The sequence below is a fragment of the Pseudomonas sp. MCal1 genome (genome assembly GCF_026341415.1).
Lineage (GTDB): Bacteria > Pseudomonadota > Gammaproteobacteria > Pseudomonadales > Pseudomonadaceae > Aquipseudomonas.
The window spans coordinates 23,848-48,584 of record NZ_JAKUMP010000004.1 but is presented as its reverse complement, the minus strand read 5'-3'; the positions used below and the strand labels follow the sequence as shown (position 1 = coordinate 48,584).

Annotated in this window: 36 protein-coding genes; 8 read left to right on the top strand and 28 right to left on the bottom strand. The window is 57.9% G+C overall.

All coding sequences use genetic code 11. From position 1 onward, the window contains the following. Window positions 1–145: 145 nt before the first annotated feature. Complete coding sequence (locus MKZ87_RS08510; protein ID WP_085697668.1) at window positions 146–1,141, bottom strand: GlxA family transcriptional regulator; 996 nt, start codon at window positions 1,139–1,141, stop codon at window positions 146–148. A gap of 101 nt (window positions 1,142–1,242) precedes the next feature. Here MKZ87_RS08510 and MKZ87_RS08505 point away from each other — a divergent pair, with 101 nt between their 5' ends. The 7 genes from MKZ87_RS08505 (at window position 1,243) to MKZ87_RS08475 (ending at window position 6,420) form a co-directional block, all read left to right on the top strand. Next, entirely contained in the window at window positions 1,243–1,797 is a 555-nt protein-coding gene (locus MKZ87_RS08505) for a cysteine hydrolase family protein (protein WP_266200606.1), read from the top strand. A 155-nt stretch (window positions 1,798–1,952) separates the two neighbouring features. Next, window positions 1,953–2,621: a YjfI family protein gene (locus MKZ87_RS08500; RefSeq protein WP_007955624.1), complete on the top strand. Its 669-nt coding sequence runs from the start codon at window positions 1,953–1,955 to the stop codon at window positions 2,619–2,621. 17 nt (window positions 2,622–2,638) lie between these two features. Beyond that, window positions 2,639–3,337 carry a PspA/IM30 family protein gene (locus tag MKZ87_RS08495; RefSeq protein WP_007955625.1) on the top strand — a complete coding sequence of 233 codons (699 nt, stop codon included), beginning with the start codon at window positions 2,639–2,641 and terminating at the stop codon, window positions 3,335–3,337. 123 nt (window positions 3,338–3,460) lie between these two features. After that, on the top strand, window positions 3,461–4,111 hold the full coding sequence (locus MKZ87_RS08490) for a DUF2491 family protein (protein WP_085697670.1): 651 nt from the start codon (window positions 3,461–3,463) through the stop codon (window positions 4,109–4,111). A gap of 13 nt (window positions 4,112–4,124) precedes the next feature. Continuing rightward, window positions 4,125–4,550: a DUF350 domain-containing protein gene (locus tag MKZ87_RS08485; RefSeq protein ID WP_085697671.1), complete on the top strand. Its 426-nt coding sequence runs from the start codon at window positions 4,125–4,127 to the stop codon at window positions 4,548–4,550. A 17-nt stretch (window positions 4,551–4,567) separates the two neighbouring features. Beyond that, a complete protein-coding gene (locus MKZ87_RS08480; protein WP_039771974.1) occupies window positions 4,568–5,260 on the top strand; it encodes a DUF1190 domain-containing protein in 693 nt (230 codons plus the stop codon). A 2-nt stretch (window positions 5,261–5,262) separates the two neighbouring features. Beyond that, window positions 5,263–6,420, top strand: a complete 1,158-nt coding sequence (locus MKZ87_RS08475) for a glutathionylspermidine synthase family protein (protein WP_266200605.1) — start codon at window positions 5,263–5,265, stop codon at window positions 6,418–6,420. Window positions 6,421–6,496: 76 nt separating this feature from the next. On the opposite strand, the gene MKZ87_RS08470 is transcribed toward MKZ87_RS08475, so the two are convergent. After that, window positions 6,497–7,015 carry a single-stranded DNA-binding protein gene (locus MKZ87_RS08470; RefSeq protein ID WP_007966163.1) on the bottom strand — a complete coding sequence of 173 codons (519 nt, stop codon included), beginning with the start codon at window positions 7,013–7,015 and terminating at the stop codon, window positions 6,497–6,499. A 9-nt stretch (window positions 7,016–7,024) separates the two neighbouring features. After that, window positions 7,025–8,422 (bottom strand): MFS transporter, encoded by a 1,398-nt coding sequence (locus MKZ87_RS08465; RefSeq protein WP_085697674.1) that lies wholly within the window; start codon window positions 8,420–8,422, stop codon window positions 7,025–7,027. 191 nt (window positions 8,423–8,613) lie between these two features. Between MKZ87_RS08465 and uvrA the strand changes: the two genes are divergently transcribed. Continuing rightward, entirely contained in the window at window positions 8,614–11,448 is a 2,835-nt protein-coding gene (gene uvrA, locus MKZ87_RS08460) for an excinuclease ABC subunit UvrA (RefSeq protein ID WP_266200604.1), read from the top strand. 65 nt (window positions 11,449–11,513) lie between these two features. Here the strand turns inward: uvrA and bfr are convergent, their stop codons facing one another. The 25 genes from bfr to rpsS all read right to left on the bottom strand — a co-directional run bounded on the left by bfr (window position 11,514) and on the right by rpsS (window position 24,730). Continuing rightward, a complete protein-coding gene (gene bfr, locus MKZ87_RS08455; protein ID WP_085697676.1) occupies window positions 11,514–11,981 on the bottom strand; it encodes a bacterioferritin in 468 nt (155 codons plus the stop codon). A 149-nt stretch (window positions 11,982–12,130) separates the two neighbouring features. Beyond that, a complete protein-coding gene (locus MKZ87_RS08450; protein ID WP_085697677.1) occupies window positions 12,131–13,585 on the bottom strand; it encodes a catalase in 1,455 nt (484 codons plus the stop codon). A gap of 238 nt (window positions 13,586–13,823) precedes the next feature. Next, complete coding sequence (gene rplQ, locus MKZ87_RS08445; RefSeq protein ID WP_007955635.1) at window positions 13,824–14,210, bottom strand: 50S ribosomal protein L17; 387 nt, start codon at window positions 14,208–14,210, stop codon at window positions 13,824–13,826. 42 nt (window positions 14,211–14,252) lie between these two features. Beyond that, complete coding sequence (locus MKZ87_RS08440) at window positions 14,253–15,254, bottom strand: DNA-directed RNA polymerase subunit alpha (protein WP_003186012.1); 1,002 nt, start codon at window positions 15,252–15,254, stop codon at window positions 14,253–14,255. A gap of 22 nt (window positions 15,255–15,276) precedes the next feature. Then, complete coding sequence (rpsD, locus tag MKZ87_RS08435) at window positions 15,277–15,897, bottom strand: 30S ribosomal protein S4 (RefSeq protein WP_003176404.1); 621 nt, start codon at window positions 15,895–15,897, stop codon at window positions 15,277–15,279. 18 nt (window positions 15,898–15,915) lie between these two features. Further along, on the bottom strand, window positions 15,916–16,305 hold the full coding sequence (gene rpsK, locus MKZ87_RS08430) for a 30S ribosomal protein S11 (RefSeq protein ID WP_002555466.1): 390 nt from the start codon (window positions 16,303–16,305) through the stop codon (window positions 15,916–15,918). A 30-nt stretch (window positions 16,306–16,335) separates the two neighbouring features. Further along, window positions 16,336–16,692, bottom strand: a complete 357-nt coding sequence (gene rpsM / locus MKZ87_RS08425; protein ID WP_009045849.1) for a 30S ribosomal protein S13 — start codon at window positions 16,690–16,692, stop codon at window positions 16,336–16,338. A gap of 130 nt (window positions 16,693–16,822) precedes the next feature. Next, a complete protein-coding gene (gene rpmJ, locus MKZ87_RS08420; protein WP_002555468.1) occupies window positions 16,823–16,939 on the bottom strand; it encodes a 50S ribosomal protein L36 in 117 nt (38 codons plus the stop codon). 27 nt (window positions 16,940–16,966) lie between these two features. Then, complete coding sequence (gene secY, locus MKZ87_RS08415) at window positions 16,967–18,295, bottom strand: preprotein translocase subunit SecY (protein ID WP_003228718.1); 1,329 nt, start codon at window positions 18,293–18,295, stop codon at window positions 16,967–16,969. Next, window positions 18,296–18,733, bottom strand: coding sequence for a 50S ribosomal protein L15 (gene rplO, locus MKZ87_RS08410; RefSeq protein WP_011336169.1), 438 nt, complete (start codon window positions 18,731–18,733; stop codon window positions 18,296–18,298). A gap of 3 nt (window positions 18,734–18,736) precedes the next feature. After that, window positions 18,737–18,913: a 50S ribosomal protein L30 gene (gene rpmD / locus MKZ87_RS08405; RefSeq protein WP_003176408.1), complete on the bottom strand. Its 177-nt coding sequence runs from the start codon at window positions 18,911–18,913 to the stop codon at window positions 18,737–18,739. Window positions 18,914–18,915: 2 nt separating this feature from the next. Then, the gene (gene rpsE / locus MKZ87_RS08400) at window positions 18,916–19,416 is read right to left on the bottom strand and encodes a 30S ribosomal protein S5 (RefSeq protein ID WP_007955637.1); all 501 of its coding nucleotides are present in this window, start codon (window positions 19,414–19,416) and stop codon (window positions 18,916–18,918) included. Window positions 19,417–19,419: 3 nt separating this feature from the next. Then, window positions 19,420–19,770, bottom strand: coding sequence for a 50S ribosomal protein L18 (rplR, locus tag MKZ87_RS08395; protein ID WP_003186037.1), 351 nt, complete (start codon window positions 19,768–19,770; stop codon window positions 19,420–19,422). Window positions 19,771–19,780: 10 nt separating this feature from the next. Then, window positions 19,781–20,314 carry a 50S ribosomal protein L6 gene (gene rplF, locus MKZ87_RS08390; RefSeq protein WP_085697678.1) on the bottom strand — a complete coding sequence of 178 codons (534 nt, stop codon included), beginning with the start codon at window positions 20,312–20,314 and terminating at the stop codon, window positions 19,781–19,783. 12 nt (window positions 20,315–20,326) lie between these two features. Continuing rightward, window positions 20,327–20,719 carry a 30S ribosomal protein S8 gene (rpsH, locus tag MKZ87_RS08385; RefSeq protein WP_011336171.1) on the bottom strand — a complete coding sequence of 131 codons (393 nt, stop codon included), beginning with the start codon at window positions 20,717–20,719 and terminating at the stop codon, window positions 20,327–20,329. A 208-nt stretch (window positions 20,720–20,927) separates the two neighbouring features. Continuing rightward, the gene (gene rpsN, locus MKZ87_RS08380; RefSeq protein ID WP_007955639.1) at window positions 20,928–21,233 is read right to left on the bottom strand and encodes a 30S ribosomal protein S14; all 306 of its coding nucleotides are present in this window, start codon (window positions 21,231–21,233) and stop codon (window positions 20,928–20,930) included. Between the two features lie 13 nt (window positions 21,234–21,246). Next, window positions 21,247–21,786, bottom strand: coding sequence for a 50S ribosomal protein L5 (gene rplE, locus MKZ87_RS08375; RefSeq protein ID WP_003194642.1), 540 nt, complete (start codon window positions 21,784–21,786; stop codon window positions 21,247–21,249). A 20-nt stretch (window positions 21,787–21,806) separates the two neighbouring features. Next, window positions 21,807–22,121: a 50S ribosomal protein L24 gene (rplX, locus tag MKZ87_RS08370; RefSeq protein WP_003186046.1), complete on the bottom strand. Its 315-nt coding sequence runs from the start codon at window positions 22,119–22,121 to the stop codon at window positions 21,807–21,809. An 11-nt stretch (window positions 22,122–22,132) separates the two neighbouring features. After that, window positions 22,133–22,501 carry a 50S ribosomal protein L14 gene (gene rplN / locus MKZ87_RS08365; RefSeq protein ID WP_002555479.1) on the bottom strand — a complete coding sequence of 123 codons (369 nt, stop codon included), beginning with the start codon at window positions 22,499–22,501 and terminating at the stop codon, window positions 22,133–22,135. 23 nt (window positions 22,502–22,524) lie between these two features. Continuing rightward, complete coding sequence (gene rpsQ / locus MKZ87_RS08360) at window positions 22,525–22,791, bottom strand: 30S ribosomal protein S17 (protein ID WP_003194644.1); 267 nt, start codon at window positions 22,789–22,791, stop codon at window positions 22,525–22,527. Window positions 22,792–22,793: 2 nt separating this feature from the next. Next, complete coding sequence (rpmC, locus tag MKZ87_RS08355; protein WP_002555481.1) at window positions 22,794–22,985, bottom strand: 50S ribosomal protein L29; 192 nt, start codon at window positions 22,983–22,985, stop codon at window positions 22,794–22,796. Then, window positions 22,985–23,398, bottom strand: a complete 414-nt coding sequence (gene rplP, locus MKZ87_RS08350; RefSeq protein WP_003228729.1) for a 50S ribosomal protein L16 — start codon at window positions 23,396–23,398, stop codon at window positions 22,985–22,987. The genes rpmC and rplP overlap by 1 nt, the downstream gene beginning before the upstream one ends. A 12-nt stretch (window positions 23,399–23,410) precedes the next feature. Beyond that, window positions 23,411–24,097 (bottom strand): 30S ribosomal protein S3, encoded by a 687-nt coding sequence (gene rpsC / locus MKZ87_RS08345; RefSeq protein ID WP_085688068.1) that lies wholly within the window; start codon window positions 24,095–24,097, stop codon window positions 23,411–23,413. A 13-nt stretch (window positions 24,098–24,110) separates the two neighbouring features. Further along, window positions 24,111–24,443, bottom strand: coding sequence for a 50S ribosomal protein L22 (gene rplV / locus MKZ87_RS08340; protein ID WP_003103908.1), 333 nt, complete (start codon window positions 24,441–24,443; stop codon window positions 24,111–24,113). Window positions 24,444–24,454: 11 nt separating this feature from the next. Then, window positions 24,455–24,730, bottom strand: coding sequence for a 30S ribosomal protein S19 (rpsS, locus tag MKZ87_RS08335; protein WP_003228731.1), 276 nt, complete (start codon window positions 24,728–24,730; stop codon window positions 24,455–24,457). Window positions 24,731–24,737: the final 7 nt, after the last annotated feature.

The window sequence follows — 24,737 nt, the reverse complement described above, 5'->3', positions numbered from 1 at the left end:
GTCAGAGGGTGCAGAGATCAGGCCAACGGGCGCTCAGTGGAAACATCCCGTTAATCAGCCACTTGGACACCCCGTGCTGGCACCGCGCCTGTTTCAATCTGCACGACGGCTCTGTCGGCTCCGGCATTTTGCACGACAGGCGGGTTTACTTCGCGACGGTCGGCGGCGGGCTGACGCCGAATCGGGTGCGGTATTCACTCGGCGCCAGCCCGGTGATTTTCTTGAACGTCGCGCGAAAAGCTCCCGGGTCCTGATAACCCACCGTCCAGGCAATATGGTCGATGGTGCCATTGGTGAACTCGAGCATTTCCCGAGCCTTGCCGACCCGCAGATGCTGACAGTATTCGGTGGGTTTAAGGCCGGTCGCCGCACGAAACCGCCGCAGGAAAGTGCGCTCCTCCAGGCCTGCGCGTTCGGCCATCGCCGTCAGTGAGACATCGGTCGCGCCATTGCCTTGCAGCCAGTGCTGAACCTTGAGAATCGCGCCGTCGCCGTGATTGAGAATCGGCGCAAAATTGCTTCCGCACTCGCTTGCGCTGTCGCTGTGCTCCACCACCAGAAACCGCGCAGTGCTGCTGGCGATGCTCGGCCCGAGCAAGCGGTCCACCAGCCGCAAGCCAAGCTCGGACCAGGCCATCAGCCCTGCCGTGGTAATCAGGTCACCATCGTCGACAATCGGCGTGTCGGCCTTGAGCCTGATGTTGGGGTAACACTCGGCGAAGGCCTTGGCCGACGTCCAGTGCGTGGTCGCGCTGCGACCGTCGAGCAAGCCGCTTTCGGCCAGCAACCACGAGCCGACACAGACCCCACCGAGTGTCGCGCCCCGCGCATGTTGCTCACGTAACCAGGGGATCAGACCGGCCGGCATCTGTGCAGCGGAAAAACCGGCGATGGACGGTGGGATCAGTACCGCCAGCAAACCGTTTTCGGCACCGGGAAGGCTGTCGTAAACGCGCACGGGGGGCTGATCACCGTCGACCTGCCAATGACTGATCCGCAGCAGTGGCAGCTGTGCCGTCTGATGCTCGGCAGCGATCCGGTTGGCCACCCCGAACAGATCGGTCAGGCCATGTACCGCCGCCATTTGCGCGCCGGGATAGATCAGCACGCCGAGCTCCGCGACGATCCTTTCAGCAGCCATTGTCAGTTTTCCCCTGTGTATTGTCGGTGCGGCCAATCCTCGAAAACGTGGCCAGCACCAATACTGAATCCACACCCACCCATAACGTCGAGGACACACCCATGGCCAAGCAAGCGCTCATCGTAGTCGATATCCAGAACGACTACTTCCCCCAAGGCAAGTGGCCGCTGGCCGGCGCCGACGCCGCCGCCGACAACGCCGCCCGGTTGATCGCGGCATTCCGCGAGGCCGGCGATTCGGTGGTGCACATCCGCCACGAATTCACCTCGCCCGAGGCGCCGTTTTTCACACCCGGCTCCGAAGGCGCGAAACTGCATCCGAAAGTGCTCAACCGCGCCGACGAGCCGGTAGTGCTCAAGCATTTCGTCAACTCGTTCCGCGAAACCGAACTGCAATCGATCCTCGACGAACAAGGCATCAAGGAACTGGTGGTGGTCGGTAGCATGAGCCACATGTGCGTCGACGGCATCACCCGTGCGGCGGCAGATCTGGGTTACACCGTCACGGTAATCCACGACGCCTGCGCCACCCGCGACCTGGAATTCAACGGCCTGACCGTGCCTGCCGCCCATGTGCATGCGGCATTCATGTCGGCGCTGGGGTTTGCCTATGCCAGCGTGGTATCCACCGACGAGTTCCTCGCCGCCAGCCGCTGAGCCCTGCGCGGACACACCCGGAAAAACCTGCGCCCGCCTCGTTGCGGGCGCTTTTGTTTGTGTGTCACAAAAATCTCACGCGTGAGCCATTGATGGCATTTTGATTTGGCTGTAGTGTCGCTCACGCGTGAGATGTTCATAACGGAGTCATCGCCATGAAAAGCCGCTCCCCCGCCACCAAGTCAGAGAGCCCAAAGGGAGTGCGCTCGACACCGTCCGCGAAAAAACCGTCGAGCTTCTACATGAAGCAGATGCGCGCGGGCCTGGCTGCCGCCGGTTATGTGAAACACGAAACTTGGGTGCTTCCGGAAAACCGGAGCTTGCTCAAGCAAATGGAGCAACAGCTACGCCAACCGATTCTGGCTGGCTCTTTCATGTCGGAGAATTACATGAGCGCAGGCAATAACTGGAACATCGATAGCCTCTACAACGCTTTCAAGGCGCTGGACGAGGTGGCTTCGCAAGAGATCACGCTGTCTCTGATCCAGAGCTCCGAACCCAGCCTCAAGCTGGAAATGAACGAATTCGGCGGTCTGCCGATTCACATCGCCCTCGCCGGTCAGCAGATCATCGTCGACACCGTGCTGGTGGACATCGATTCGATCACCGACGTGCGCGCTTTCAACGACGCCGTGCTGCGCAGCCGGGAAATGTTCCCGCTGTCGTCGATCGGCATCGAGACCATGCCCAACGGCCAGACCGTCTACAACATGTTTGGTGCACTGAGTGCCGATTCGAGCCTGACCAACGTGGTCACCGAGGTGAAAACCCTGGTCGACAACGTGCAGCGCGCCAGCGAAGCCTTCGAACACTTCTTCAAGTAATCAACAGGGAATATCCAATGACTCAGTCCATCTGGAGCAAGTTGTTCACCGCGCTGCGCGGCGGCGCCAACGAAGTCGGCGAAGCGATCGCCGACCAACAGGCCCTGCGCATCCTCGATCAGGAAATCCGTGACGCCGACAGCGCGCTGTCCAACGCCCGTCGCGAACTGGTCACCATCATGGCCAAGCACAAACTGTCTGCCGACCGCGTGAGCGAGTACGAAGCCAAGATCAAGGACCTGGAAGCCAAGGCCGTTTCCGCCCTGAACGCCGGCCGTGAAGATCTGGCACTGGAAGTGGCCGAAGCCATCTCGACCCTGACCAACGACCTGGGCGTCGAGAAAAAACAGAGCGACGAATTCGGCACCTACGCCGACAACATGCGCAAGGACATCAACAAGGCCGAAGCGCGGATCAAGAGCCTGCGCCAGCAAGTGGACATGGCCAAGGCCCGTGAAAGCGTGCAGAAGGCTCAGGTCAGCGCTTCGATCGCCAGCGGCGGCGCCAACGGCAAACTGGAAACCGCTGTCGGCACCCTTAACCGTCTGCAAGCCAAGCAGCAGCAACGCGCGGCCGAGCTGAGTGCTGCCGACGAACTGGCCGATGCTTCGACCGGCAACGACCTGGATCGCAAGCTGCGCGAAGCCGGCATCACGCCGAACGAAGGCAGCGCCAACGCCATCCTCGAGCGTCTGAAGCAGAAGTCCGCCCAGTAACGGCGGCAAGAAAAAAGAAGGGCACCGGGTGCCCTTCTTTTTTGCCTGCCGGTTTGTCACGACGCCGGTACACTAGCGGCGTTTTGCCAACGAATACCTCCACCCGCTTCAAGGAATGTACCCATGGGATGGTTCAAAGATTTGCTCGGCACCAGCAACTGGCAGTCGGCCGCACCGGCGTCCAGGTCTGCCGGCGGCCCGCTCGGACTGGCGCAGGGCAAGGCGATCCGCTTCGACACGACCCTCGGCCTGTTGCTGGAGGGCAGCACCTCGGTACGGGTTCCCGACGCCCAGGCCATCTGGAGCGCCGGCTGGATCGACCTCGGTCAGTCGAACAAACTGCATCGCTACTACCTGAACGATGAAGAATTCTGGGTACAGGTCCATGTCACCGGTGACGACCAGATCGAGTCGGTGACGCTGTTCAATTACGTCAGCTATGTGACGGTCAACAGTAACGCCGAGCTGCAGCGTCTGGCCGGCCCGAACAGCCTGATCGGCCTCCCGACCTATCGCCATGAAGGTGTCGAATACACCCGTGAATGGGGCACCGAACGCGGCCAGACCGAACTGGTGCCGCTCACCGAACAGGTGATCAACCCCGACGAGTCCTACACCATCAACCATCACTCGATGCTCTACGCCCGGGAAACCGGCCTGACCGATCGCCGCGAGCTCTTGCTGTTCTCCGTCGAGCAGGACGAAGAAGGCACGGTCAGCCTGAGCACTTCGCTGGGCATCTCGCTGTACACCACCGACTTGAGCACTATTTAAAAGGAAGTTTTCCATGCTGGAAGCGTTGTCCATTTCCCTGAACAAAGCCGCACTGGTCGGTTTCGTCGCCTACCTGATCGGCGCCGTGCTGCTGTTCATGCTGTTTCAGTTCGTCTACACCCGCGTCACGCCGCACAAGGAATTCGAGCTGATCCGTTCCGGCAACGTTGCCGCCGCCATCGCTCTGTCCGGCGCAATCATTGGCTTCGCGATTCCGGCGAGCAACGTGATCGCTCACTCGATCAACGTCCTCGACTTCGTCCTCTGGGCGGTGATCGCGGCGGTGGTGCAATTGCTGGCGTTCCTGGCGACCGGGCTGGTGCTCAAGGGCACGTCCCAGCGTATTGCCAACGGTGAAATCGCCTCGGGCATTTATGTGGCGGCGGTGGCGATCAGCGTCGGTATGCTCAACGCCGCATGCATGACCCCGTCCTACTGATCGGCAGGAAGCCTGAGATGAAACGAAGCAAGTACGTTCAACTGTCGCTGGCCGCTTCGGTGGCCCTGGCGATTTCCGGTGAAGTGGCCGCCCAGGAACAGCAACGCAACTTCCAGAGCGTCGAACAATGCGTCGACGCCGAAGTGGCACCGGATGTCTGCTCGAACGCCTATGTCGCAGCCCTGGCCGAGCACCGCCGTATTTCCCCGGCCTACGACGACAAGGCTGCCTGCGACGCGGACTTTGCCGCCGACTGGTGTCAGAAAAATTCCGCCGGCCGTTTCGTGCCGAAACTCGGCGGCTTCAAGGTGCCGCAGGACGGTGAGCCGGCGCAGAACCTCGATGCGATCGCCAATGCCCAGATGCCCGCCGGCGACGCCGCCGCCGTGCAGAGCAATCAGACCAGCACTTCGCACTCGTCCAGCGGTGCAGGCAACGGCTGGCTCACCGGATGGCTGATCGGCAATGCCATGAGCAACAACCGCGCGATCGACTCGCGGCCGGTTTATCGTGAGCGCAATACCCGCCAGACCTACGACACCTCGACGCTGAACCGCCGCATCGAATCGGCGCCGAGCCGCAGCCAGCGGGACTACGACAGCGATTACCGCAAACCGGTCAACGTCGCTGCGTCCACCTCCCGTGGCGGCTTCGGCAGCCAGTCCAGCGCACGCAGTGGTTGGGGCGGCTGGGGCCGTTCGAGCAGCTGACCATGAAGAAGATCCACTGCGCCGAGCGCCACGACTGGAAGCAGACCGCCGAAAGCCTCGGCTTTCTGTTTCATACCATCGACGACGAGCCGTACTGGGACGAGAGCGCCTACTACCAGTTCACGCTCGCGCAGATCGAGAACGATCTGGAGGATCCAACCACCGAGCTGCACGAGATGTGCATGGACCTGGTCGACCGCGTCGTGCACAGCGAAGAACTGCTGGATCGTCTGAGCATTCCGACGCCGTACTACGACATGATCCGAACGTCCTGGCTGGAAGGTCATCCGCATCTGTACGGGCGCATGGACTTCTCCTACAGCGGCAACGGCCCGGCGAAGCTGCTCGAACTCAACTACGACACGCCCACCAGCCTTTATGAGGCGTCGGCGTTCCAGTGGGGCTGGCTGGAGCAATGCATCGAGCGCGGGCTGCTGCCGCGCCATGCCGACCAGTTCAACAGCATCGACACCCGTCTGCACGAAGCCTTTGCCCAACTGAAACTCACGCGGCCGTTTTACTTCGCCTCGATGAAAGACTCGGTGGAAGACAAAGGCACCACGGATTATCTGCGGCTGATCGCAGAGAAAGTCGGCATCGAATCGCGGCATATCGACATCGAAGACATCGGCCTGAGCGCTGACGGTCGTTTCGTGGATCTTGAGGATCGCTGGATCCCGCACCTGTTCAAACTGCACGCCTGGGAATTCATCTTCCACGAGCCGTTCGGCGCGGCGATTGCCGGGTGCGACACCCAGTTTTTTGAACCGGCGTGGAAGTCGATCCTCTCCAACAAGGGCGCCCTGCCCCTGCTATGGGAGTTGCACAAGGGCCACCCGAATCTGCTGGCCGCGCACCTCGACCCGAATCCGGGCAGCGCGGTGCCCAAGGGCTGGGTGCGCAAACCGTACTTCTCCCGGGAAGGCGCCAACATCGAGTTGCAGACCGCCGACGGTCTGATCGTCAAAGAGGATGGGCCCTACACCGATGCGCCCTTCATCCTGCAGGAATTTGCCCCATTGCCGAAATTCGACGACAGCTACACGTTGATCGGCTCATGGGTGATCGGCGATCAGGCGGCGGGGATTGGTGTGCGGGAAGACAACAGCCTGATCACCAAGGATTCGAGCCGGTTTCTGCCACATCTGATTCTCGATTGAAAAACCTGCGCGCATGAAAAAGGCCCGTCGCATTCAGCGACGGGCCTTTTTTGTCTGGAGCGGACTCAGCAGCGAATCAGAACGGAATGTCGTCATCGAAGCTGTCGAAATCCGGAGCCGGTTGCGGTGCAGCCTGCTGCGGAGCCGGGGCCGGACGCTGCTGAGGTGCCGACTGCTGCGGACGCGGAGCCTGTTGGCGTGGCGCCTGCTGCTGATAATTGTTGCCACCGCCTTGTTGGTCGCCCTGTTGTGGACGGCCGCCGAGCAGTTGCATGGTACCTTGCATGTCGACCACGATTTCGGTGGTGTAACGTTTGATACCGTCTTTTTCCCACTCACGGGTCTGCAGCTTGCCTTCGATGTAAACCTGCGAACCCTTGCGCAGGTATTCGCCAGCGATCTCGGCAACCTTGCCGAACATCGATACGCGGTGCCACTCGGTCTTCTCGACCTTCTGACCGGTCTGCTTGTCGGTCCACTGCTCGCTGGTCGCCAGACTCAGGTTGGTCACGGCGTTACCGTTGGGCAGGTAGCGTACTTCGGGATCCTGGCCGCAAGTACCGACCAGAATGACTTTGTTAACCCCACGGGCCATAACGTTCTCCTAGGCTTCGCACGCAGTCTGCGCCGGGTTGTTCACCAGGCGTTCGAGAGTGGTGCGATCCATTAATTCGGTGTCCAGTTTGATGTAGATCGCCGCTTCATCAGCAACTATCACTGCATCAGTTACCCCTACGAGGGCCTTGAGACGCTCGACCAGACCCGCTTCGCGGATCGCTTCGGGCGACAGCGGCAGGCGCAGGCTCGTCACGTAGGGAGGTTCGCGCATGGTAACAGCAAAGGCCAGCCAAAGTGCAGCCAGCCCGGCACATCCGAGGAACACAACCGACAGACCGCCATGCTGGAACATCCAGCCGCCGAGAATCCCGCCGAGTGCCGAACCGAGGAACTGACTGGTGGAATACACGCCCATGGCCGTGCCCTTGCCACCCGCCGGTGAAACCTTGCTGATCAGCGACGGCAGCGAAGCTTCCAGCAGATTGAACGCAGTGAAGAACACCACCGTCCCGATCACCAGAGCCCGCAGGCTGTCGCCGAATTGCCAGAAGAATAGCTCAGTGAGCATCAGCGTCATCACGGCGCCGAGCAAAACTCGTTTCATTTTGCGTTTCTTCTCGCCGTAGATAATGAACGGGATCATGGCGAAGAAAGAGATCAGCAAGGCTGTGAGGTAGACCCACCAGTGCTGTTCCTTGGGCAGACCGGCCTTTTCGACCAGCGCCAGGGGCAAAGCGACGAAGCTCGACATCAACATCGCATGTAACACAAAAATGCCCAGATCCAGCCGCAGCAGGTCCGGATGCTTGAGCGTCGGCATCAGCGCCTGGCGCGCAACACCGGATTCGCGATGACTCAGCGGCCCGGTGGATTTCGGCACCATGAACATCACGATCACGATCCCGAGCAGCGCCATGCCGCCGGTAGCAAGGAACAGACCCGACAGACCGAACGCACGGGTGAGCAGCGGGCCGACCACCATCGCTACGGCGAACGACAGGCCGATGGTCATGCCGATCATGGCCATGGCCTTGGTGCGGTGCTGCTCGCGAGTGAGATCGGAAAGCAGCGCCATGACCGCGGCGGAAATAGCACCGGCGCCTTGCAGGATCCGCCCGGCAATCACGCCCCAGATCGAATCGGCCTGAGCCGCCAGCACGCTGCCGAGGGCAAAGACGATCAGCCCGAGGTAAATCACCGGACGCCGGCCGATGCGGTCGGAAATGATCCCGAACGGAATCTGGAAAATCGCCTGGGTCAGGCCGTAAGCGCCGATCGCCAGCCCGATCAGGGCCGGGGTCGCTCCCGCCAGATCCATGCCGTAGGTGGCCAGTACCGGCAACACCATGAACATGCCAAGCATACGGAAGGCGAACACCAGGGCCAGACCGCTCGCCGCGCGGGTCTCGCTGCCACTCATGCGTTCGCTGTGGGGATCGTGCATGGAAAAACCTCGTGTGAACCGGCGGCGATTCTACCAGTCCCATCGAGAGACGGGGTATATCGCGACGCTTTGACGCGTACAGATGAAACTCTCTTCATGTAAGGCAAAAAACCCTTCACTTGATAGTGTGCATCCATCCAGTATTTGGCCGTATACTCCTGTGTTTTCGACGCCCGCCGAGCGAGGCCATTTTGGACAAGATCCTGATTCGTGGGGCCCGCACCCACAACCTGAAGAACATCGACCTGACCCTGCCACGGGACAAACTGATCGTCATCACCGGCCTGTCCGGATCCGGCAAGTCGTCCCTGGCCTTCGACACGCTGTACGCCGAAGGTCAGCGCCGCTATGTCGAATCCCTGTCGGCCTATGCCCGGCAGTTCCTGTCGATGATGGAAAAACCCGACGTCGACACCATCGAAGGCCTGTCGCCGGCGATCTCCATCGAACAGAAGTCGACTTCGCACAACCCGCGTTCCACGGTCGGCACCATCACCGAAATCTACGACTACCTGCGCCTGCTTTATGCCCGCGTCGGTACGCCGCGCTGCCCGGATCACGACATTCCGCTGGAAGCACAGACTGTCAGCCAGATGGTCGACCTGGTGCTGGCTCAGCCGGAAGGCAGCAAGCTGATGCTGCTGGCGCCGGTGATTCGCGAGCGCAAGGGCGAGCACTTGTCGGTGTTCGAGGAACTGCGCGCCCAGGGCTTCGTCCGTGCCCGGGTCAACGGCCGGCTCTGCGAGCTGGACGAACTGCCGAAACTGGATAAACAGAAGAAGCACACGATTGAAGTCGTGGTCGATCGCTTCAAGGTACGCGCCGACCTGCAACAGCGTCTGGCGGAATCCTTCGAGACAGCGCTGAAGCTGGCCGACGGCATCGCCCTGGTGGCGCCGATGGACGACGAGCCGGGCGAAGAAATGATCTTCTCCGCGCGTTTCGCCTGCCCGATCTGCGGCCATGCCATCAGTGAGCTGGAACCCAAGCTGTTTTCCTTCAACAACCCGGCCGGTGCCTGCCCGACCTGCGACGGTCTGGGCGTGAAGCAATTCTTCGACATCAAGCGCCTGGTCAACGGAGAACTGACCCTGGCCGAAGGCGCGATCCGCGGCTGGGACAGGCGCAACGTCTATTACTTCCAGATGCTCGGCTCACTGGCCGCACATTACGGTTTCAGCCTGGAGCAGCCGTTCAACGAGCTGCCGGCCGACCAGCAGAAATACATTCTGCACGGCAGCGGTTCGCAGAGCGTCGATTTCAAATACCTCAACGACCGGGGCGACATCGTCAAGCGCTCGCATCCGTTCGAAGGCATCGTGCCGAACCTCGAGCGCCGCTACCGCGAAACCGAATCGGCGAGCGTGCGCGAAGAACTGGCGAAGTTCCTCAGCACCCAGTCGTGCCCGGATTGCCGTGGCACCCGCCTGCGTCGCGAAGCGCGACACGTGTGGGTCGGCGAGAAAACCCTGCCGGCGGTGACCAACCTGCCGATCGGCGACGCTTGCGACTATTTCGGCGCGCTGAAGATGACCGGTCGCCGTGGTGAAATCGCCGACAAGATTCTCAAGGAGATCCGCGAGCGCCTGCAATTCCTGGTCAACGTCGGTCTCGACTATCTGTCGCTGGATCGTAGTGCCGATACCCTGTCCGGCGGCGAGGCACAGCGCATTCGTCTGGCCAGCCAGATCGGCGCAGGCCTTGTAGGTGTTCTCTATATCCTCGATGAACCCTCCATTGGTCTGCACCAGCGCGACAACGATCGCCTGCTCGGCACCCTCAAGCATCTGCGCGACATCGGCAATACGGTGATCGTGGTCGAACATGATGAAGACGCGATCCGTCTCGCTGACTACGTAGTGGATATCGGCCCCGGCGCCGGCGTTCATGGCGGGCAGATCGTCGCCGAAGGCACGCCGGACGAGGTCATGGCGCATCCGGACTCGCTGACCGGTAAATACCTGTCGGGCCGCGTCAAGATCGAAGTGCCGGCCAAACGCACACCGCGCAACAAGAAGCAGGTGCTGTCGCTCAAGGGCGCGCGGGGCAACAACCTGCGCAACGTAGACCTGGAAATCCCGATCGGCTTGCTGACCTGCGTGACCGGTGTCTCCGGCTCCGGCAAATCGACGCTGATCAACAACACGCTGTTCCCGCTGAGCGCCACGGCACTCAATGGCGCGACCACCCTGGAGGCGGCAGCCCACGACAGCATCAAGGGCTTGGAACATCTGGACAAGGTCGTCGACATCGACCAGAGCCCGATTGGCCGTACGCCGCGCTCCAACCCGGCGACCTATACCGGTCTGTTCACACCGATCCGCGAACTGTTCGCCGGCGTGCCCGAATCCCGCTCCCGTGGTTACGGCCCGGGGCGTTTCTCGTTCAACGTCAAGGGCGGTCGTTGCGAAGCCTGCCAGGGCGACGGTCTGATCAAGGTGGAAATGCACTTCCTGCCGGACATCTACGTTTCGTGTGACGTGTGCAAGAGCAAGCGCTACAACCGCGAAACCCTGGAGATCAAATACAAGGGCAAGAGCATCCACGAAACCCTCGAGATGACCATTGAGGAAGCTCGGGAGTTCTTCGACGCGGTACCGGCGCTGGCGCGCAAGCTGCAAACACTGATGGATGTGGGCCTGTCGTACATCAAGCTCGGGCAGTCGGCGACCACGTTGTCTGGTGGTGAAGCGCAGCGGGTCAAGTTGTCCCGTGAGCTGTCCAAGCGCGACACCGGCAAGACCCTGTACATCCTCGACGAGCCGACCACCGGTCTGCACTTCGCGGACATCCAGCAATTGCTCGACGTACTGCATCGCCTGCGCGACCACGGCAATACTGTGGTGGTGATCGAGCACAACCTCGACGTGATCAAGACAGCCGACTGGCTGGTGGATCTCGGTCCCGAGGGTGGTTCGAAAGGTGGGCAGATCATCGCCACCGGTACGCCGGAGGAAGTGGCCGAGATGAAGCAGTCTCACACCGGGCATTACCTCAAGCCGCTGCTGATCCGCGATCGCGCCTGATCGCCGGACATGAAAAAGCCCCTGTCACTTCGTCAGTAACAGGGGCTTTTTCGTATCCGTTGCGATCAGGAGGCGTGCGACTGCAGATAGTTCTGGATACCGATCAGCTTGATCAGACCCAGCTGCTTTTCAAGCCAGTAGGTGTGATCTTCTTCAGTGTCGTTGAGCTGAACGCGCAAGATTTCGCGGCTGACATAGTCATTGTGTTGTTCGCACAGTTCGATGCCTTTGCACAGCGCGGCACGCACCTTGTACTCAAGGCGCAGATCCGCTTCGAGCATGGTCTCTACCGTGGTACCAACATCCAGGTCATCCGGGCGCATGCGCGGGGTGCCTTCGAGCATCAGGATCCGGCGCATCAGTGCATCGGCGTGACCGGCCTCTTCTTCCATCTCGTGGTTGATTCGTTCGTAGAGCTTGGTGAATCCCCAGTCCTCATACATCCGCGAGTGAACGAAATATTGGTCACGCGCGGCCAGTTCGCCGGTCAGCAACGTGTTGAGGTAATCGATAACGTCTGGGTGGCCTTGCATCGCCCTACATCTCCCTGCTTGAAAGTCTGTAGTTTGAACCAACCTGACTGGAAGGTCACCCACTTCGCGCAATAAAAGCGAAGATATTCTGAGAAAAGCAGCCTAAATAACGCAAAAACCGCCCGAATGAGGGCGGTTCTGCTTCTCGTTTAGACTTCGCTAAGCTGTACGTTAAGCAGCTTTGCGATTGCTTCTCCGTACGCCGGATCGGCCTTGTAGAAATGCTGCAACTGACGGTCGACGACATCACTCGACACACCTGCCATCGCGCCGGCGATATTGCTGACCAGCAACGCTTTCTGTTCCTCGCTCATCAAGCGGAACAGCGCACCGGCGTGGCTGTAATAGTCAGTATCTTCACGGTGATCGTAGCGATCAGCCGCACCGTTCAACGCCAGCGCAGGCTCGGCATAGTGCGGCGCTTGTTTCGGCGACTCTACGTAGCTGTTCGGCTCATAGTTAGGCGCTGCGCCGCCATTGCTGCCAAAAGCCATCGAACCGTCGCGCTGGTAAGTATTCACCGGGCTGCGCGGGGCGTTCACTGGCAGTTGCTGGTGGTTGGTGCCTACGCGGTAGCGGTGGGCATCGGCGTATGCGAATACACGACCCTGCAGCATGCGATCCGGAGACAGACCTACGCCAGGCACCATGTTGCTTGGACCGAACGCAGCTTGCTCGACTTCAGCAAAGTAGTTGAGCGGATTACGGTTCAGTTCCAGCTCACCCACTTCGATCAGTGGAAACTCCTTCTGCGACCAGGTTTTGGTTACGTCGAACGGGTTCTCGTAGTGAGCAGCAGCCTGGGCCTCGGTCATGATCTGGATGCACACGCTCCATTTCGGGAAGTCACCACGCTCGATGGCTTCGAACAGATCGCGCTGGGCGTAATCAGGGTCTGTGCCCGCCAGACGTGCCGCGTCTGCCGGCGCGAGGTTTTTGATCCCTTGCTTGGTCTTGTAGTGCCACTTCACCCAGTGCCGCTCGCCTTGAGCGTTGATAAGGCTGTAGGTGTGGCTGCCGAAGCCGTGCATGTGGCGATAGCCGTCCGGGATCCCGCGATCAGAAAACAGAATGGTGACTTGGTGCAGCGCTTCAGGCGAATGCGACCAGAAGTCCCACATCATCTGCGCGCTTTTCAGGTTGCTTTGCGGCAGGCGTTTCTGGGTGTGGATAAAGTCAGGAAATTTCAGCGGATCGCGAATGAAGAACACCGGCGTGTTGTTGCCAACGATGTCCCAGTTGCCTTCTTCGGTGTAGAACTTGAGGGCGAAGCCACGCGGATCGCGCTCGGTGTCGGCCGAGCCACGCTCGCCACCCACCGTCGAAAAGCGCAGGAAGGTCGGCGTCTGTTTGCCGACAGCAGAGAACAGCTTGGCACTGGTGTACTGCGTAATGTCGCGAGTGACCGTGAAAGTGCCGTATGCGCCCGAACCCTTGGCGTGCACACGACGCTCAGGGATGTTTTCCCGGTTGAAGTGAGCAAGTTTTTCGATCAGATGAAAATCATCGAGCAACAACGGACCACGAGGGCCGGCGGAGCGAGAGTTCTGGTTATCGGCGACAGGTGCGCCACTGGCGGTCGTAAGCGTCTTGTTCTGGCTCATGCGATCTTCTTCCTCTATCGGTCTTGAACTGCCGGCTAATCGGCTTGTTGGGGAGTATCGATCATCAATATGACAGCCACAAATTCATTAACTCGTGGTCAGCAATAGAGAAAAACTAACGACATATCCCCGCACATAGTGCAGACCCAAACAGGGTAGATGCTTGTACGAACGGAGCATTTCTTACAGGCACAAAAAACCGGGCACTGGGCCCGGTTCCTTGTTTCAGACTGATGTCTTACTCAGCGGATACAGCTTCACCGCCGACAGCACGATCAACCAGTTCGACGTACGCCATAGGCGCGTTGTCGCCAGCGCGGAAACCGCACTTGAGGATGCGCAGGTAGCCACCCTCACGGGTAGCGTAACGCTTGCCCAGGTCGTTGAAGAGCTTACCAACGATAGCTTTCGAACGAGTACGGTCGAAAGCCAGACGACGGTTAGCAACGCTGTCTGTCTTGGCCAGAGTGATCAGCGGCTCGGCAACGCGGCGCAGTTCTTTGGCTTTTGGCAGAGTAGTTTTGATCAGCTCGTGCTCGAACAGCGACACCGCCATGTTCTGGAACATGGCCTTGCGGTGCGAGCTGGTGCGGCTCAGGTGACGCCCACTTTTACGATGACGCATGGTTCATTCCTTACCAAACACTACGTTCGGTGATTACGACGATCAGGCAGTCGCCTTGTCGTCCTTCTTAAGACTTGCAGGCGGCCAGTTGTCGAGGCGCATGCCGAGGGACAGACCGCGGGAGGCCAGAACGTCCTTGATTTCAGTCAAGGATTTCTTGCCCAGGTTCGGAGTCTTCAACAGCTCTACTTCGGTACGCTGAATCAGGTCGCCGATGTAGTAGATGTTTTCCGCCTTAAGGCAGTTAGCCGAACGTACAGTCAGTTCCAGATCGTCAACCGGGCGAAGCAGGATCGGATCGATCTCGTCTTCCTGCTCGACAACCACTGGCTCACTGTCACCTTTGAGGTCGACGAACGCAGCCAACTGCTGTTGCAGGATGGTTGCAGCGCGGCGGATAGCCTCTTCAGGATCCAGAGTACCGTTGGTTTCCAGATCAATAACCAGCTTGTCCAGGTTGGTACGCTGTTCGACACGGGCGTTTTCCACCACATATGCGATACGGCGAACCGGGCTGAACGAAGAGTCAAGCTGCAAGCGACCGATGCTGCGGCTTTCGTCTTCATCGCTCTGACGCGAGTCTGCTGGTTCATAACCACGACCACGAGCTACGGTGAGCTTCATGTTCAGGGCGCCGTTAGACGCCAGGTTAGCGATTACGTGATCGGGATTAACGATCTCGACATCATGATCCAGCTGAATATCGGCAGCGGTAACCACCCCCGAACCCTTCTTCGACAAGGTCAGCGTAACTTCGTCACGACCGTGCAGCTTGATGGCCAGACCTTTAAGGTTCAACAGGATTTCAATTACGTCTTCCTGTACACCTTCGATGGCGCTGTACTCGTGGAGCACACCGTCAATCTCGGCCTCGACTACTGCGCAGCCGGGCATTGAGGACAACAGGATGCGGCGCAGCGCGTTGCCCAGGGTGTGGCCAAAACCACGCTCGAGAGGCTCGAGAGTGATCTTGGCGCGGGTTGGACTGACAACCTGCACATCAATGTGGCGGGGTGTCAGGAACTCATTTACCGAAATCTGCATGGATGCACCTATTTTCTAGCCCTTACTTGGAGTAGAGCTCGACAATCAGGCTTTCGTTGATGTCGGCGGACAGATCACTGCGAGCAGGAACGTTCTTGAAAACGCCCGACTTCTTCTCAGTGTCTACTTCTACCCATTCTACGCGGCCACGTTGGGCACACAGATCGAGAGCTTGGACAATGCGAAGTTGGTTTTTTGCTTTCTCGCGAACAGCAACCACGTCACCAGCACGAACCTGGTAGGACGGAACGTTCACGGTCTGACCGTTAACGCTGATCGACTTGTGCGATACCAGCTGACGGGATTCGGCACGAGTCGAACCAAAGCCCATACGGTATACAACGTTGTCCAGACGGCATTCGAGCAGTTGCAGCAGGTTCTCACCGGTTGCACCTTTCTTGCCAGCAGCTTCTTTGTAGTAGCCGCTGAACTGACGCTCGAGAACGCCGTAGATACGACGGACCTTCTGCTTTTCACGCAGTTGGGTGCCGTAGTCGGACTGGCGACCGCGGCGTTGGCCGTGGATACCAGGTGCTGCTTCAATGTTGCACTTCGATTCGATCGCGCGCACGCCGCTCTTCAGGAAGAGATCGGTGCCTTCGCGACGAGCGAGTTTGCATTTTGGACCAATGTAACGAGCCATTCTTTACAATCTCCTGGATTACACGCGGCGCTTCTTCGGCGGACGGCACCCGTTGTGCGGGATTGGCGTCACGTCGGTGATGCTGGCGATCTTGTAGCCACAGCCGTTCAAAGCGCGGACTGCGGATTCACGACCTGGACCTGGACCCTTGACGTTCACGTCGAGGTTTTTCAGGCCGTATTCCAGCGCAGCTTGACCAGCACGCTCAGCAGCTACTTGAGCAGCGAACGGGGTGGACTTGCGGGAACCGCGGAAACCCGAACCACCGGAGGTAGCCCAGGAAAGAGCGTTACCTTGACGGTCGGTGATGGTCACGATGGTGTTGTTAAAAGAAGCATGGATGTGGGCGATGCCATCAACCACTGTCTTTTTAACTTTTTTACGAGGACGAGCAGCAGGTTTTGCCATGATTAAATTCCTGTCGATTCGCTGGGGCGATTACTTGCGGATCGGCTTACGCGGACCTTTACGGGTACGCGCGTTGGTCTTGGTACGCTGACCGCGTACTGGCAGACCACGACGATGACGCAGACCGCGATAGCAACCGAGGTCCATCAAGCGCTTGATTTTCATGTTGATTTCGCGACGCAGGTCACCTTCAGTGGTGAACTTCGCCACTTCGCCACGCAGCTGTTCAATCTGCTCGTCGCTCAGATCCTTGATCTTTGCGGCTGGGTTTACCCCAGTCTCTGCACAGATCTTCTGTGCAGTAGTGCGACCAACACCATAGATGTAGGTCAGCGAGATAACAGTATGCTTGTTATCTGGAATGTTAACGCCTGCAATACGGGCCATTCAGTGGGACTCCAATTGACAGCTACCTACGCCCCGGAAGCCAAGAAATAGGGCGCGAGATAATATCGCTGTAATAACAAATAATCAACCCGGTAGCGCACTAGCTACCGGGCTTGAAGCACAATCACACTCAGCCTTGGCGCTGTTTGTGACGCGGTTCCGCGCTGCAAATTACTCGAACAACACCTTCGCGGCGAATAATCTTGCAGTTACGGCACAGCTTTTTCACCGATGCACGAACTTTCATCACCAACTCCTCGAACCTTATGGGTACTCAGCGCAACATGCCGCTGCCGTAACCCTTCAGGTTGGCTTTCTTCATCAGGGATTCGTACTGGTGCGAAACGAGGTGCGATTGTACTTGGGACATGAAGTCCATCACAACCACGACCACGATCAGCAACGAGGTCCCGCCAAGGTAGAACGGAACGTTTGCCGCTACCACCAGGAACTGGGGCAACAAGCACACGGCCGTCATGTAAAGAGCACCGAACATGGTCAAGCGAGTCAAAACGCCATCAATATAGCGCGCGGACTGCTCACCTGGACGGATGCCCGGAATAAAGGCACCGGACTTCTTCAGGTTTTCCGCTACGTCTTTCGGATTGAACATCAACGCCGTATAGAAGAAGCAGAAGAAAATAATCCCTGCACTAAACAGCAGAATATTCAACGGCTGACCAGGAGCGATCGACTGCGAGATGTCCTGCAACCAGCCCATACCTTCAGACTGACCGAACCAGGCACCCAACGAAGCCGGGAACAGCAAAATGCTGCTCGCGAAAATAGCCGGAATAACACCGGCCATGTTCACCTTCAGCGGCAAGTGGCTTGTCTGCGCAGCAAAAACCTTGCGGCCCTGCTGACGCTTGGCGTAGTGAACAGCGATACGACGCTGACCACGCTCAATAAACACCACGAAACCGATAATCGCTACTGCCAGCAAACCGATGGCAACCAAAGCGAAGATGTTGATATCGCCCTGACGCGCAGACTCGAAAGACTGCCCGATTGCTCTCGGAAGACCGGCGACGATACCCGAAAAAATCAACATCGAGATACCGTTGCCTACACCACGCTCAGTAATCTGCTCACCCAGCCACATCATGAACATCGCGCCAGCCACAAACGTGGAGACCGCAACGAAATGGAAGCCAAAGTCACCAGTGAACGCAACGCCCTGCCCCGCCAGACCAATGGACATGCCAATGGCCTGAACGAGAGCGAGGACGACGGTGCCGTAGCGGGTGTACTGGCTGATCTTGCGACGGCCAGCTTCACCTTCCTTCTTCAACTGCTCCAGCTGCGGGCTGACGGCGGTCATCAACTGCATGATGATCGATGCCGAAATGTACGGCATGATCCCCAGTGCAAAGATGCTCATCCGCTCCAGCGCGCCGCCGGAAAACATGTTGAACAAGCTAAGAATGGTCCCCTCATTCTGTCGAAACAGGTCCGCGAGTCGATCCGGGTTGATACCTGGAACCGGGATGTGTGCGCCTATTCGGTAGACGATAATCGCCAGGAACAGAAAACGCAGACGAGCCCAAAGTTCAGACATACCGCCTTTGCCGAGCGCAGAGAGAGCACCTTGCTTAGCCATTTATTCCTCGAACTTGCCGCCAGCTGCTTCGATAGCCGCACGCGCACCTTTGGTGGCGCCGATTCCCTTGCCGATAGTGACAGCGCGAGCCACTTCACCGGACAGCATGATTTTCACGCGCTGTACGTTGACGTTGATCACGTTGGCATCTTTCAGGGACTGCACGGTGACGATGTCGCCTTCCACTTTAGCCAGCTCGGACAGACGCACTTCTGCGCGGTCCATGGCTTTCAGGGAAACGAAACCGAACTTCGGCAGGCGACGATGCAGCGGCTGTTGACCGCCTTCAAAGCCTGGAGCGATGGTGCCACCGGAGCGGGAAGTCTGACCTTTGTGACCACGGCCACCAGTCTTACCCAAACCACTACCGATACCACGGCCCGGACGATGCTTTTCGCGACGGGAACCCGGCGCTGGACTCAGATCATTGAGTTTCATCGATTAACCCTCGACACGCAGCATGTAGTAAGCCTTGTTGATCATCCCGCGATTCTCGGGAGTATCCTGGACTTCTACAGTGTGACCGATGCGACGCAGACCCAGACCCTTAACGCACAGTTTGTGGTTAGGGATGCGGCCGGTCATGCTTTTGATCAGCGTAACTTTAACGGTAGCCATGATTACTTGATCTCCTCAACACGCAGGCCACGCTTGGCTGCAATGGATTCAGGAGACTGCATAGCTTTCAGACCCTTGAAAGTGGCGTGAACCACGTTTACTGGGTTAGTCGAGCCGTAGCACTTGGCCAGAACGTTCTGAACGCCAGCAACTTCGAGGACAGCACGCATAGCGCCGCCAGCGATGATACCGGTACCTTCAGAAGCAGGCTGCATGTACACCTTCGAAGCGCCATGGGCAGACTTCATTGCGTACTGCAGAGTGGTGCCGTTCAGATCAACCTGGATCATGTTGCGGCGAGCAGCTTCCATTGCCTTCTGGATCGCAGCAGGCACTTCACGCGACTTGCCACGGCCGAAGCCAACACGCCCTTTACCATCACCAACCACGGTCAACGCGGTGAAAGTGAAGATACGGCCGCCTTTAACGGTTTTGGCTACGCGGTTAACTTGAACCAGCTTCTCGATGTAGCCTTCGTCGCGCTTTTGGTCGTTATTTGACATAACTTAGAACTCCAGCCCAGCTTCACGAGCAGCATCAGCCAGCGCTTTAACGCGGCCATGGTACTTGAAGCCAGAGCGGTCGAAAGCCACCTGCGAGACGCCAGCGGCCTTAGCACGCGTAGCGACCAGCTGGCCAACCTTAGTGGCCGCGTCGATGTTGCCAGTGGCGCCATCACGCAGTTCTTTATCCAAAGTCGAGGCGCTTGCCAGGACTTTGTTGCCGTCGGCCGAAATGACCTGGGCGTAGATGTGCTGCGAAGAGCGGAACACGCAGAGACGCACGACTTCGAGTTCGTGCATTTTCAGGCGTGCTTTGCGAGCGCGACGCAGTCGAGTAACTTTTTTGTCGGTCATTTGCTATGCCCTACTTCTTCTTGGCTTCTTTACGACGGACGACTTCGTCCGCGTAGCGCACACCTTTGCCTTTGTACGGCTCTGGTGGACGGAAGTCGCGGATCTCGGCGGCCACTTGACCTACCAGCTGCTTGTCGATGCCCTTGATCAGGATATCGGTCTGGCTAGGAGTCTCAGCGGTGATGCCTTCCGGCAGTTCGTAATCCACTGGGTGCGAGAAGCCAAGAGCCAAGTTCAGCACCTGACCTTTTGCTTGCGCTTTATAACCAACACCGATCAGCTGGAGCTTGCGCTCGAAGCCTTGGCTTACGCCCTGGACCATGTTGTTTACCAACGCACGAGTGGTACCGGCCATTGCGCGAGTCTGCTGATCGCCATTGCGAGCAGCAAAACGCAGCTCACCGGCTTCTTCAACGATCTCAACGGACGAATGGACGTTCAGTTCAAGAGTACCCTTGGCACCCTTCACCGAAAGCTGTTGGCCTGCGAATTTTACTTCGACACCGGCTGGCAGCTTAACGGGGTTCTTAGCGACGCGAGACATGCTTATCCCCCCTTAGAACACAGTGCAAAGAACTTCGCCGCCGACACCGGCAGCGCGCGCAGCACGATCAGTCATCACACCTTTGTTGGTGGAGACGATAGACACGCCGAGACCGCCACGTACTTTTGGCAGTTCTTCGACGGACTTGTACTGACGCAAGCCTGGACGGCTAACGCGCTTGACTTCTTCGATAACCGGACGGCCTTCGAAATATTTCAGCTCGATAGACAGCAGTGGTTTGGTTTCGCTGCTGATCTGATAACCCGCGATGTAACCTTCGTCCTTAAGAACTTTAGCTACAGCCACCTTCAACGTGGAAGAAGGCATGCTTACGACGGACTTTTCAGCCATCTGGGCATTACGGATTCGAGTTAGCATGTCCGCTAACGGGTCCTGCATACTCATGGGCTAGACGCTCCTAATACAGAAAAATTAGCCTTGCGGCTACTACTTGTCGCCGAGAAATTCCGGGCAGAAAAACACGGGCTCAGGCGAGCCGGTCATTCTAGACACACCCCAGAAATGAATCAAGCCCCAAAAGGGGCTTGATTCATGTTCAAGGCCACCGATGGTCAGGTTCTTGCGACCCCGACCATCGAGACTTTGACAGCAATTACCAGCTGGCTTTAACCAGACCTGGAACGTCACCACGCATTGCAGCTTCACGCAGCTTGTTACGGCCCAGGCCGAACTTGCGGTAAACGCCATGCGGACGACCGGTCAGACGGCAACGGTTACGCATGCGCGAAGCGCTAGCGTCACGTGGTTGCTTCTGCAGAGCTACGGTAGCTTCCCAACGCGCTTCTGGACTTGCGTTCAGATCGACGATGATAGCTTTCAGCGCTGCACGCTTGACGGCGTACTTGGCAACGGTGAGTTGACGCTTCAGCTCACGGTTTTTCATGCTCTTCTTGGCCATTTTCCTACTCCAATCAGTTGCGGAACGGGAATTTGAAAGCACGCAGCAGAGCGCGGCCTTCGTCATCGTTCTTGGCAGTGGTGGTCAGGGTAATGTCCAGACCGCGGAGAGCATCGATCTTGTCGTAGTCGATTTCCGGGAAAATGATCTGCTCTTTCACGCCCATGCTGTAGTTGCCACGACCGTCGAAGGACTTGGCATTCAGGCCGCGGAAGTCGCGAACCCGAGGCAGGGAGATCGACAGCAGACGATCCAGGAACTCGTACATACGCTCACGGCGCAGGGTCACTTTGACGCCGATCGGCCAACCTTCACGGACTTTAAAGCCAGCGATGGATTTGCGAGCGTAGGTCACAACGACTTTCTGGCCGGTGATCTTTTCCAGGTCAGCAACAGCGTGCTCGATGACTTTTTTGTCACCGATCGCTTCGCCCAGACCCATGTTCAGGGTGATTTTGGTAACGCGCGGAACTTCCATCACGTTGCCAAGCTTCAGTTCTTCCTTCAGCTTGGGAGCGATTTCCTTCCGGTAAATCTCTTGTAGTCGTGCCATGGTCTTCTACCTAGCAGTGTTCAAGCATCAACCGCTTTTTGGGTCGACTTGAAGACACGAATTTTCTTACCGTCTTCCACTTTGAAACCAACGCGATCAGCCTTGTTGGTTTCGCCGTTGAAGATGGCAACGTTGGAAGCGTGCAGTGGCGCTTCTTTCTCGACGATACCGCCCTGTACGCCCGACATCGGGTTAGGCTTGGTATGACGCTTGACCAGGTTCAGACCACCAACAACCAGACGGTTGTCAGCGAGAACCTTCAGCACCTTACCGCGCTTACCTTTGTCTTTGCCGGCGATCACGATGATCTCGTCGTCACGACGAATCTTTTGCATGTCGGATCTCCTTACAGCACTTCTGGGGCGAGCGAGACGATCTTCATGAACTTCTCGGTACGAAGTTCACGGGTCACTGGCCCAAAGATACGGGTGCCGATCGGCTCTTGCTTGTTGTTCAGCAGAACAGCAGCGTTGCCATCAAAGCGGATAATGGAGCCATCAGCACGACGTACGCCGTGACGAGTGCGGACTACAACAGCAGTCATCACTTGGCCTTTTTTCACCTTACCGCGAGGAATTGCTTCCTTCACGGTAACTTTGATGATGTCACCGATACCAGCGTAACGACGATGGGAGCCACCCAGCACCTTGATGCACATAACGCGGCGAGCGCCGCTGTTATCGGCCACATCGAGCATGGATTGAGTCTGAATCATATAATTTCTCCGACCCCTAGCCCTTAGACTTCCACAGCGCGTTCGAGAACATCAACCAGCGCCCAAGACTTGGTCTTGGCCATCGGACGAGTTTCACGAATAGTGACTTTGTCGCCGATGTGGCACTGATTGGTTTCGTCGTGCGCGTGCAGCTTAGTCGAACGCTTAACGTATTTACCGTAGATCGGGTGCTTAACGCGACGCTCGATCAGAACGGTGATGGTTTTGTCCATCTTGTCGCTGACAACACGGCCAGTCAGCGTACGGACAGTTTTTTCGGCTTCAGCCATGATCACTTACCTGCCTGCTGGTTGAGCACAGTCTTCACGCGAGCGATGTCACGCTTAACTTGCGAGAGCAGATGAGACTGCCCCAACTGGCCAGTTGCTTTCTGCATGCGCAGATTGAACTGGTCGCGCAGCAAGCCGAGCAGTTGCTCGTTCAGCTGCTGTGCGGATTTTTCACGAAGTTCATTCGCTTTCATCACATCACCGTCCGTTTAACAAAGGAGGTGGCGAGCGGCAGCTTTGCAGCAGCCAGGGCGAAAGCCTCACGCGCCAGCTCTTCAGAAACACCCTCGATTTCATACAGGACTTTGCCTGGCTGAATCTGGGCAACCCAGTATTCCACGTTACCCTTACCTTTACCCATACGAACCTCGAGAGGCTTCTTGGAGATCGGCTTGTCCGGGAATACACGGATCCAGATCTTGCCACCACGTTTTACGTGACGGGTCAGAGCACGACGCGCTGACTCGATCTGACGAGCGGTGAGACGACCACGAGCAACAGACTTCAGCGCGAACTCGCCGAAGCTGACTTTGCTACCGCGCAGTGCCAGACCACGATTGTGGCCGGTCATCTGCTTGCGGAACTTCGTACGCTTTGGTTGCAACATTTGGCGTACCCCTTACTTAGCAGCTTTTTTACGAGGCGCTGGTGCTTGTGGTTTCAGTTCTTCTTGGCGACCACCAATTACTTCGCCTTTGAAGATCCAAACCTTTACACCGATCACACCGTAGGTGGTGTGAGCTTCGTAGGTGGCATAGTCGATATCGGCACGCAGGGTGTGCAGTGGCACACGACCTTCGCGATACCATTCAGTACGTGCGATTTCAGCACCGCCGAGACGACCGCTCACTTGGATTTTGATGCCTTTGGCACCAATGCGCATGGCGTTCTGTACGGCGCGCTTCATGGCGCGACGGAACATCACACGACGCTCCAGCTGCTGAGCTACGCTCTGGGCAACCAGCATACCGTCGAGCTCCGGCTTGCGGATCTCTTCGATATTGATGTGCACAGGCACACCCATTTGCTTGGTCAGGTCCTGACGCAGTTTTTCAACATCCTCACCTTTCTTCCCGATAACGATACCTGGACGAGCGGTGTGGATGGTGATGCGTGCAGTTTGAGCCGGGCGATGGATATCGATACGGCTTACGGACGCGCTTTTTAGTTTGTCTTGGAGATACTCACGCACCTTCAGATCTGCGAGCAAATAGTCCGCATAAGTCCGACCGTCTGCGTACCAGACGGAGGTGTGCTCCTTGACGATTCCCAGGCGAATGCCAATGGGATGTACTTTCTGACCCATCTCTTCGACTCCGTTACTTGTCAGCAACCTTGACAGTGATATGGCAAGACCGCTTGACGATGCGATCAGCACGGCCTTTGGCACGTGGCATGATGCGCTTCAGCGAACGCCCTTCGTTGACGAAAACGGTGCTGACCTTCAGGTCATCAACGTCTGCGCCTTCGTTATGCTCGGCGTTGGCTACGGCCGACTCCAGCACTTTTTTCATGATCTCGGCGGCTTTCTTACTGCTGAAAGCCAACAGGTTGAGCGCTTCGCCCACCTTCTTCCCGCGGATCTGGTCGGCGACCAAGCGGGCTTTCTGGGCGGAGATTCGAGCGCCCGACAACTTAGCGGCTACTTCCATTTCCTTACCCCTTAACGCTTGGCTTTCTTGTCTGCCACGTGCCCGCGATAAGTGCGGGTACCGGCGAACTCGCCCAGTTTGTGGCCGACCATGTCTTCGTTTACGAGAACTGGGACGTGCTGACGACCGTTGTGTACAGCGATGGTCAGACCGACCATTTGTGGCAGGATCATCGAACGACGCGACCAAGTCTTAATTGGTTTGCGATCGTTTTTTTCCGCCGCCACTTCGATCTTCTTCAGTAGGTGAAGATCAATAAAAGGACCTTTTTTCAGAGAACGTGGCACTGTCGTA

What these genes read in the sequence shown, in the direction of transcription:
- MKZ87_RS08510 (WP_085697668.1), bottom strand. Translation starts at nt 1,141, where the DNA reads ATGGCTGCTGAAAGGATCGTCGCGGAGCTCGGCGTGCTGATCTATCCC.
- MKZ87_RS08505 (WP_266200606.1), top strand. Translation starts at nt 1,243, where the DNA reads ATGGCCAAGCAAGCGCTCATCGTAGTCGATATCCAGAACGACTACTTC.
- MKZ87_RS08500 (WP_007955624.1), top strand. Translation starts at nt 1,953, where the DNA reads ATGAAAAGCCGCTCCCCCGCCACCAAGTCAGAGAGCCCAAAGGGAGTG.
- MKZ87_RS08495 (WP_007955625.1), top strand. Translation starts at nt 2,639, where the DNA reads ATGACTCAGTCCATCTGGAGCAAGTTGTTCACCGCGCTGCGCGGCGGC.
- MKZ87_RS08490 (WP_085697670.1), top strand. Translation starts at nt 3,461, where the DNA reads ATGGGATGGTTCAAAGATTTGCTCGGCACCAGCAACTGGCAGTCGGCC.
- MKZ87_RS08485 (WP_085697671.1), top strand. Translation starts at nt 4,125, where the DNA reads ATGCTGGAAGCGTTGTCCATTTCCCTGAACAAAGCCGCACTGGTCGGT.
- MKZ87_RS08480 (WP_039771974.1), top strand. Translation starts at nt 4,568, where the DNA reads ATGAAACGAAGCAAGTACGTTCAACTGTCGCTGGCCGCTTCGGTGGCC.
- MKZ87_RS08475 (WP_266200605.1), top strand. Translation starts at nt 5,263, where the DNA reads ATGAAGAAGATCCACTGCGCCGAGCGCCACGACTGGAAGCAGACCGCC.
- MKZ87_RS08470 (WP_007966163.1), bottom strand. Translation starts at nt 7,015, where the DNA reads ATGGCCCGTGGGGTTAACAAAGTCATTCTGGTCGGTACTTGCGGCCAG.
- MKZ87_RS08465 (WP_085697674.1), bottom strand. Translation starts at nt 8,422, where the DNA reads ATGCACGATCCCCACAGCGAACGCATGAGTGGCAGCGAGACCCGCGCG.
- bfr (WP_085697676.1), bottom strand. Translation starts at nt 11,981, where the DNA reads ATGCAAGGCCACCCAGACGTTATCGATTACCTCAACACGTTGCTGACC.
- MKZ87_RS08450 (WP_085697677.1), bottom strand. Translation starts at nt 13,585, where the DNA reads ATGAGCCAGAACAAGACGCTTACGACCGCCAGTGGCGCACCTGTCGCC.
- rplQ (WP_007955635.1), bottom strand. Translation starts at nt 14,210, where the DNA reads ATGCGTCATCGTAAAAGTGGGCGTCACCTGAGCCGCACCAGCTCGCAC.
- MKZ87_RS08440 (WP_003186012.1), bottom strand. Translation starts at nt 15,254, where the DNA reads ATGCAGATTTCGGTAAATGAGTTCCTGACACCCCGCCACATTGATGTG.
- rpsD (WP_003176404.1), bottom strand. Translation starts at nt 15,897, where the DNA reads ATGGCTCGTTACATTGGTCCAAAATGCAAACTCGCTCGTCGCGAAGGC.
- rpsK (WP_002555466.1), bottom strand. Translation starts at nt 16,305, where the DNA reads ATGGCAAAACCTGCTGCTCGTCCTCGTAAAAAAGTTAAAAAGACAGTG.
- rpsM (WP_009045849.1), bottom strand. Translation starts at nt 16,692, where the DNA reads ATGGCCCGTATTGCAGGCGTTAACATTCCAGATAACAAGCATACTGTT.
- rpmJ (WP_002555468.1), bottom strand. Translation starts at nt 16,939, where the DNA reads ATGAAAGTTCGTGCATCGGTGAAAAAGCTGTGCCGTAACTGCAAGATT.
- secY (WP_003228718.1), bottom strand. Translation starts at nt 18,295, where the DNA reads ATGGCTAAGCAAGGTGCTCTCTCTGCGCTCGGCAAAGGCGGTATGTCT.
- rplO (WP_011336169.1), bottom strand. Translation starts at nt 18,733, where the DNA reads ATGAAACTCAATGATCTGAGTCCAGCGCCGGGTTCCCGTCGCGAAAAG.
- rpmD (WP_003176408.1), bottom strand. Translation starts at nt 18,913, where the DNA reads ATGGCTACCGTTAAAGTTACGCTGATCAAAAGCATGACCGGCCGCATC.
- rpsE (WP_007955637.1), bottom strand. Translation starts at nt 19,416, where the DNA reads ATGTCAAATAACGACCAAAAGCGCGACGAAGGCTACATCGAGAAGCTG.
- rplR (WP_003186037.1), bottom strand. Translation starts at nt 19,770, where the DNA reads ATGACCGACAAAAAAGTTACTCGACTGCGTCGCGCTCGCAAAGCACGC.
- rplF (WP_085697678.1), bottom strand. Translation starts at nt 20,314, where the DNA reads ATGTCTCGCGTCGCTAAGAACCCCGTTAAGCTGCCAGCCGGTGTCGAA.
- rpsH (WP_011336171.1), bottom strand. Translation starts at nt 20,719, where the DNA reads ATGAGTATGCAGGACCCGTTAGCGGACATGCTAACTCGAATCCGTAAT.
- rpsN (WP_007955639.1), bottom strand. Translation starts at nt 21,233, where the DNA reads ATGGCCAAGAAGAGCATGAAAAACCGTGAGCTGAAGCGTCAACTCACC.
- rplE (WP_003194642.1), bottom strand. Translation starts at nt 21,786, where the DNA reads ATGGCACGACTACAAGAGATTTACCGGAAGGAAATCGCTCCCAAGCTG.
- rplX (WP_003186046.1), bottom strand. Translation starts at nt 22,121, where the DNA reads ATGCAAAAGATTCGTCGTGACGACGAGATCATCGTGATCGCCGGCAAA.
- rplN (WP_002555479.1), bottom strand. Translation starts at nt 22,501, where the DNA reads ATGATTCAGACTCAATCCATGCTCGATGTGGCCGATAACAGCGGCGCT.
- rpsQ (WP_003194644.1), bottom strand. Translation starts at nt 22,791, where the DNA reads ATGGCTGAAGCCGAAAAAACTGTCCGTACGCTGACTGGCCGTGTTGTC.
- rpmC (WP_002555481.1), bottom strand. Translation starts at nt 22,985, where the DNA reads ATGAAAGCGAATGAACTTCGTGAAAAATCCGCACAGCAGCTGAACGAG.
- rplP (WP_003228729.1), bottom strand. Translation starts at nt 23,398, where the DNA reads ATGTTGCAACCAAAGCGTACGAAGTTCCGCAAGCAGATGACCGGCCAC.
- rpsC (WP_085688068.1), bottom strand. Translation starts at nt 24,097, where the DNA reads ATGGGTCAGAAAGTACATCCCATTGGCATTCGCCTGGGAATCGTCAAG.
- rplV (WP_003103908.1), bottom strand. Translation starts at nt 24,443, where the DNA reads ATGGAAGTAGCCGCTAAGTTGTCGGGCGCTCGAATCTCCGCCCAGAAA.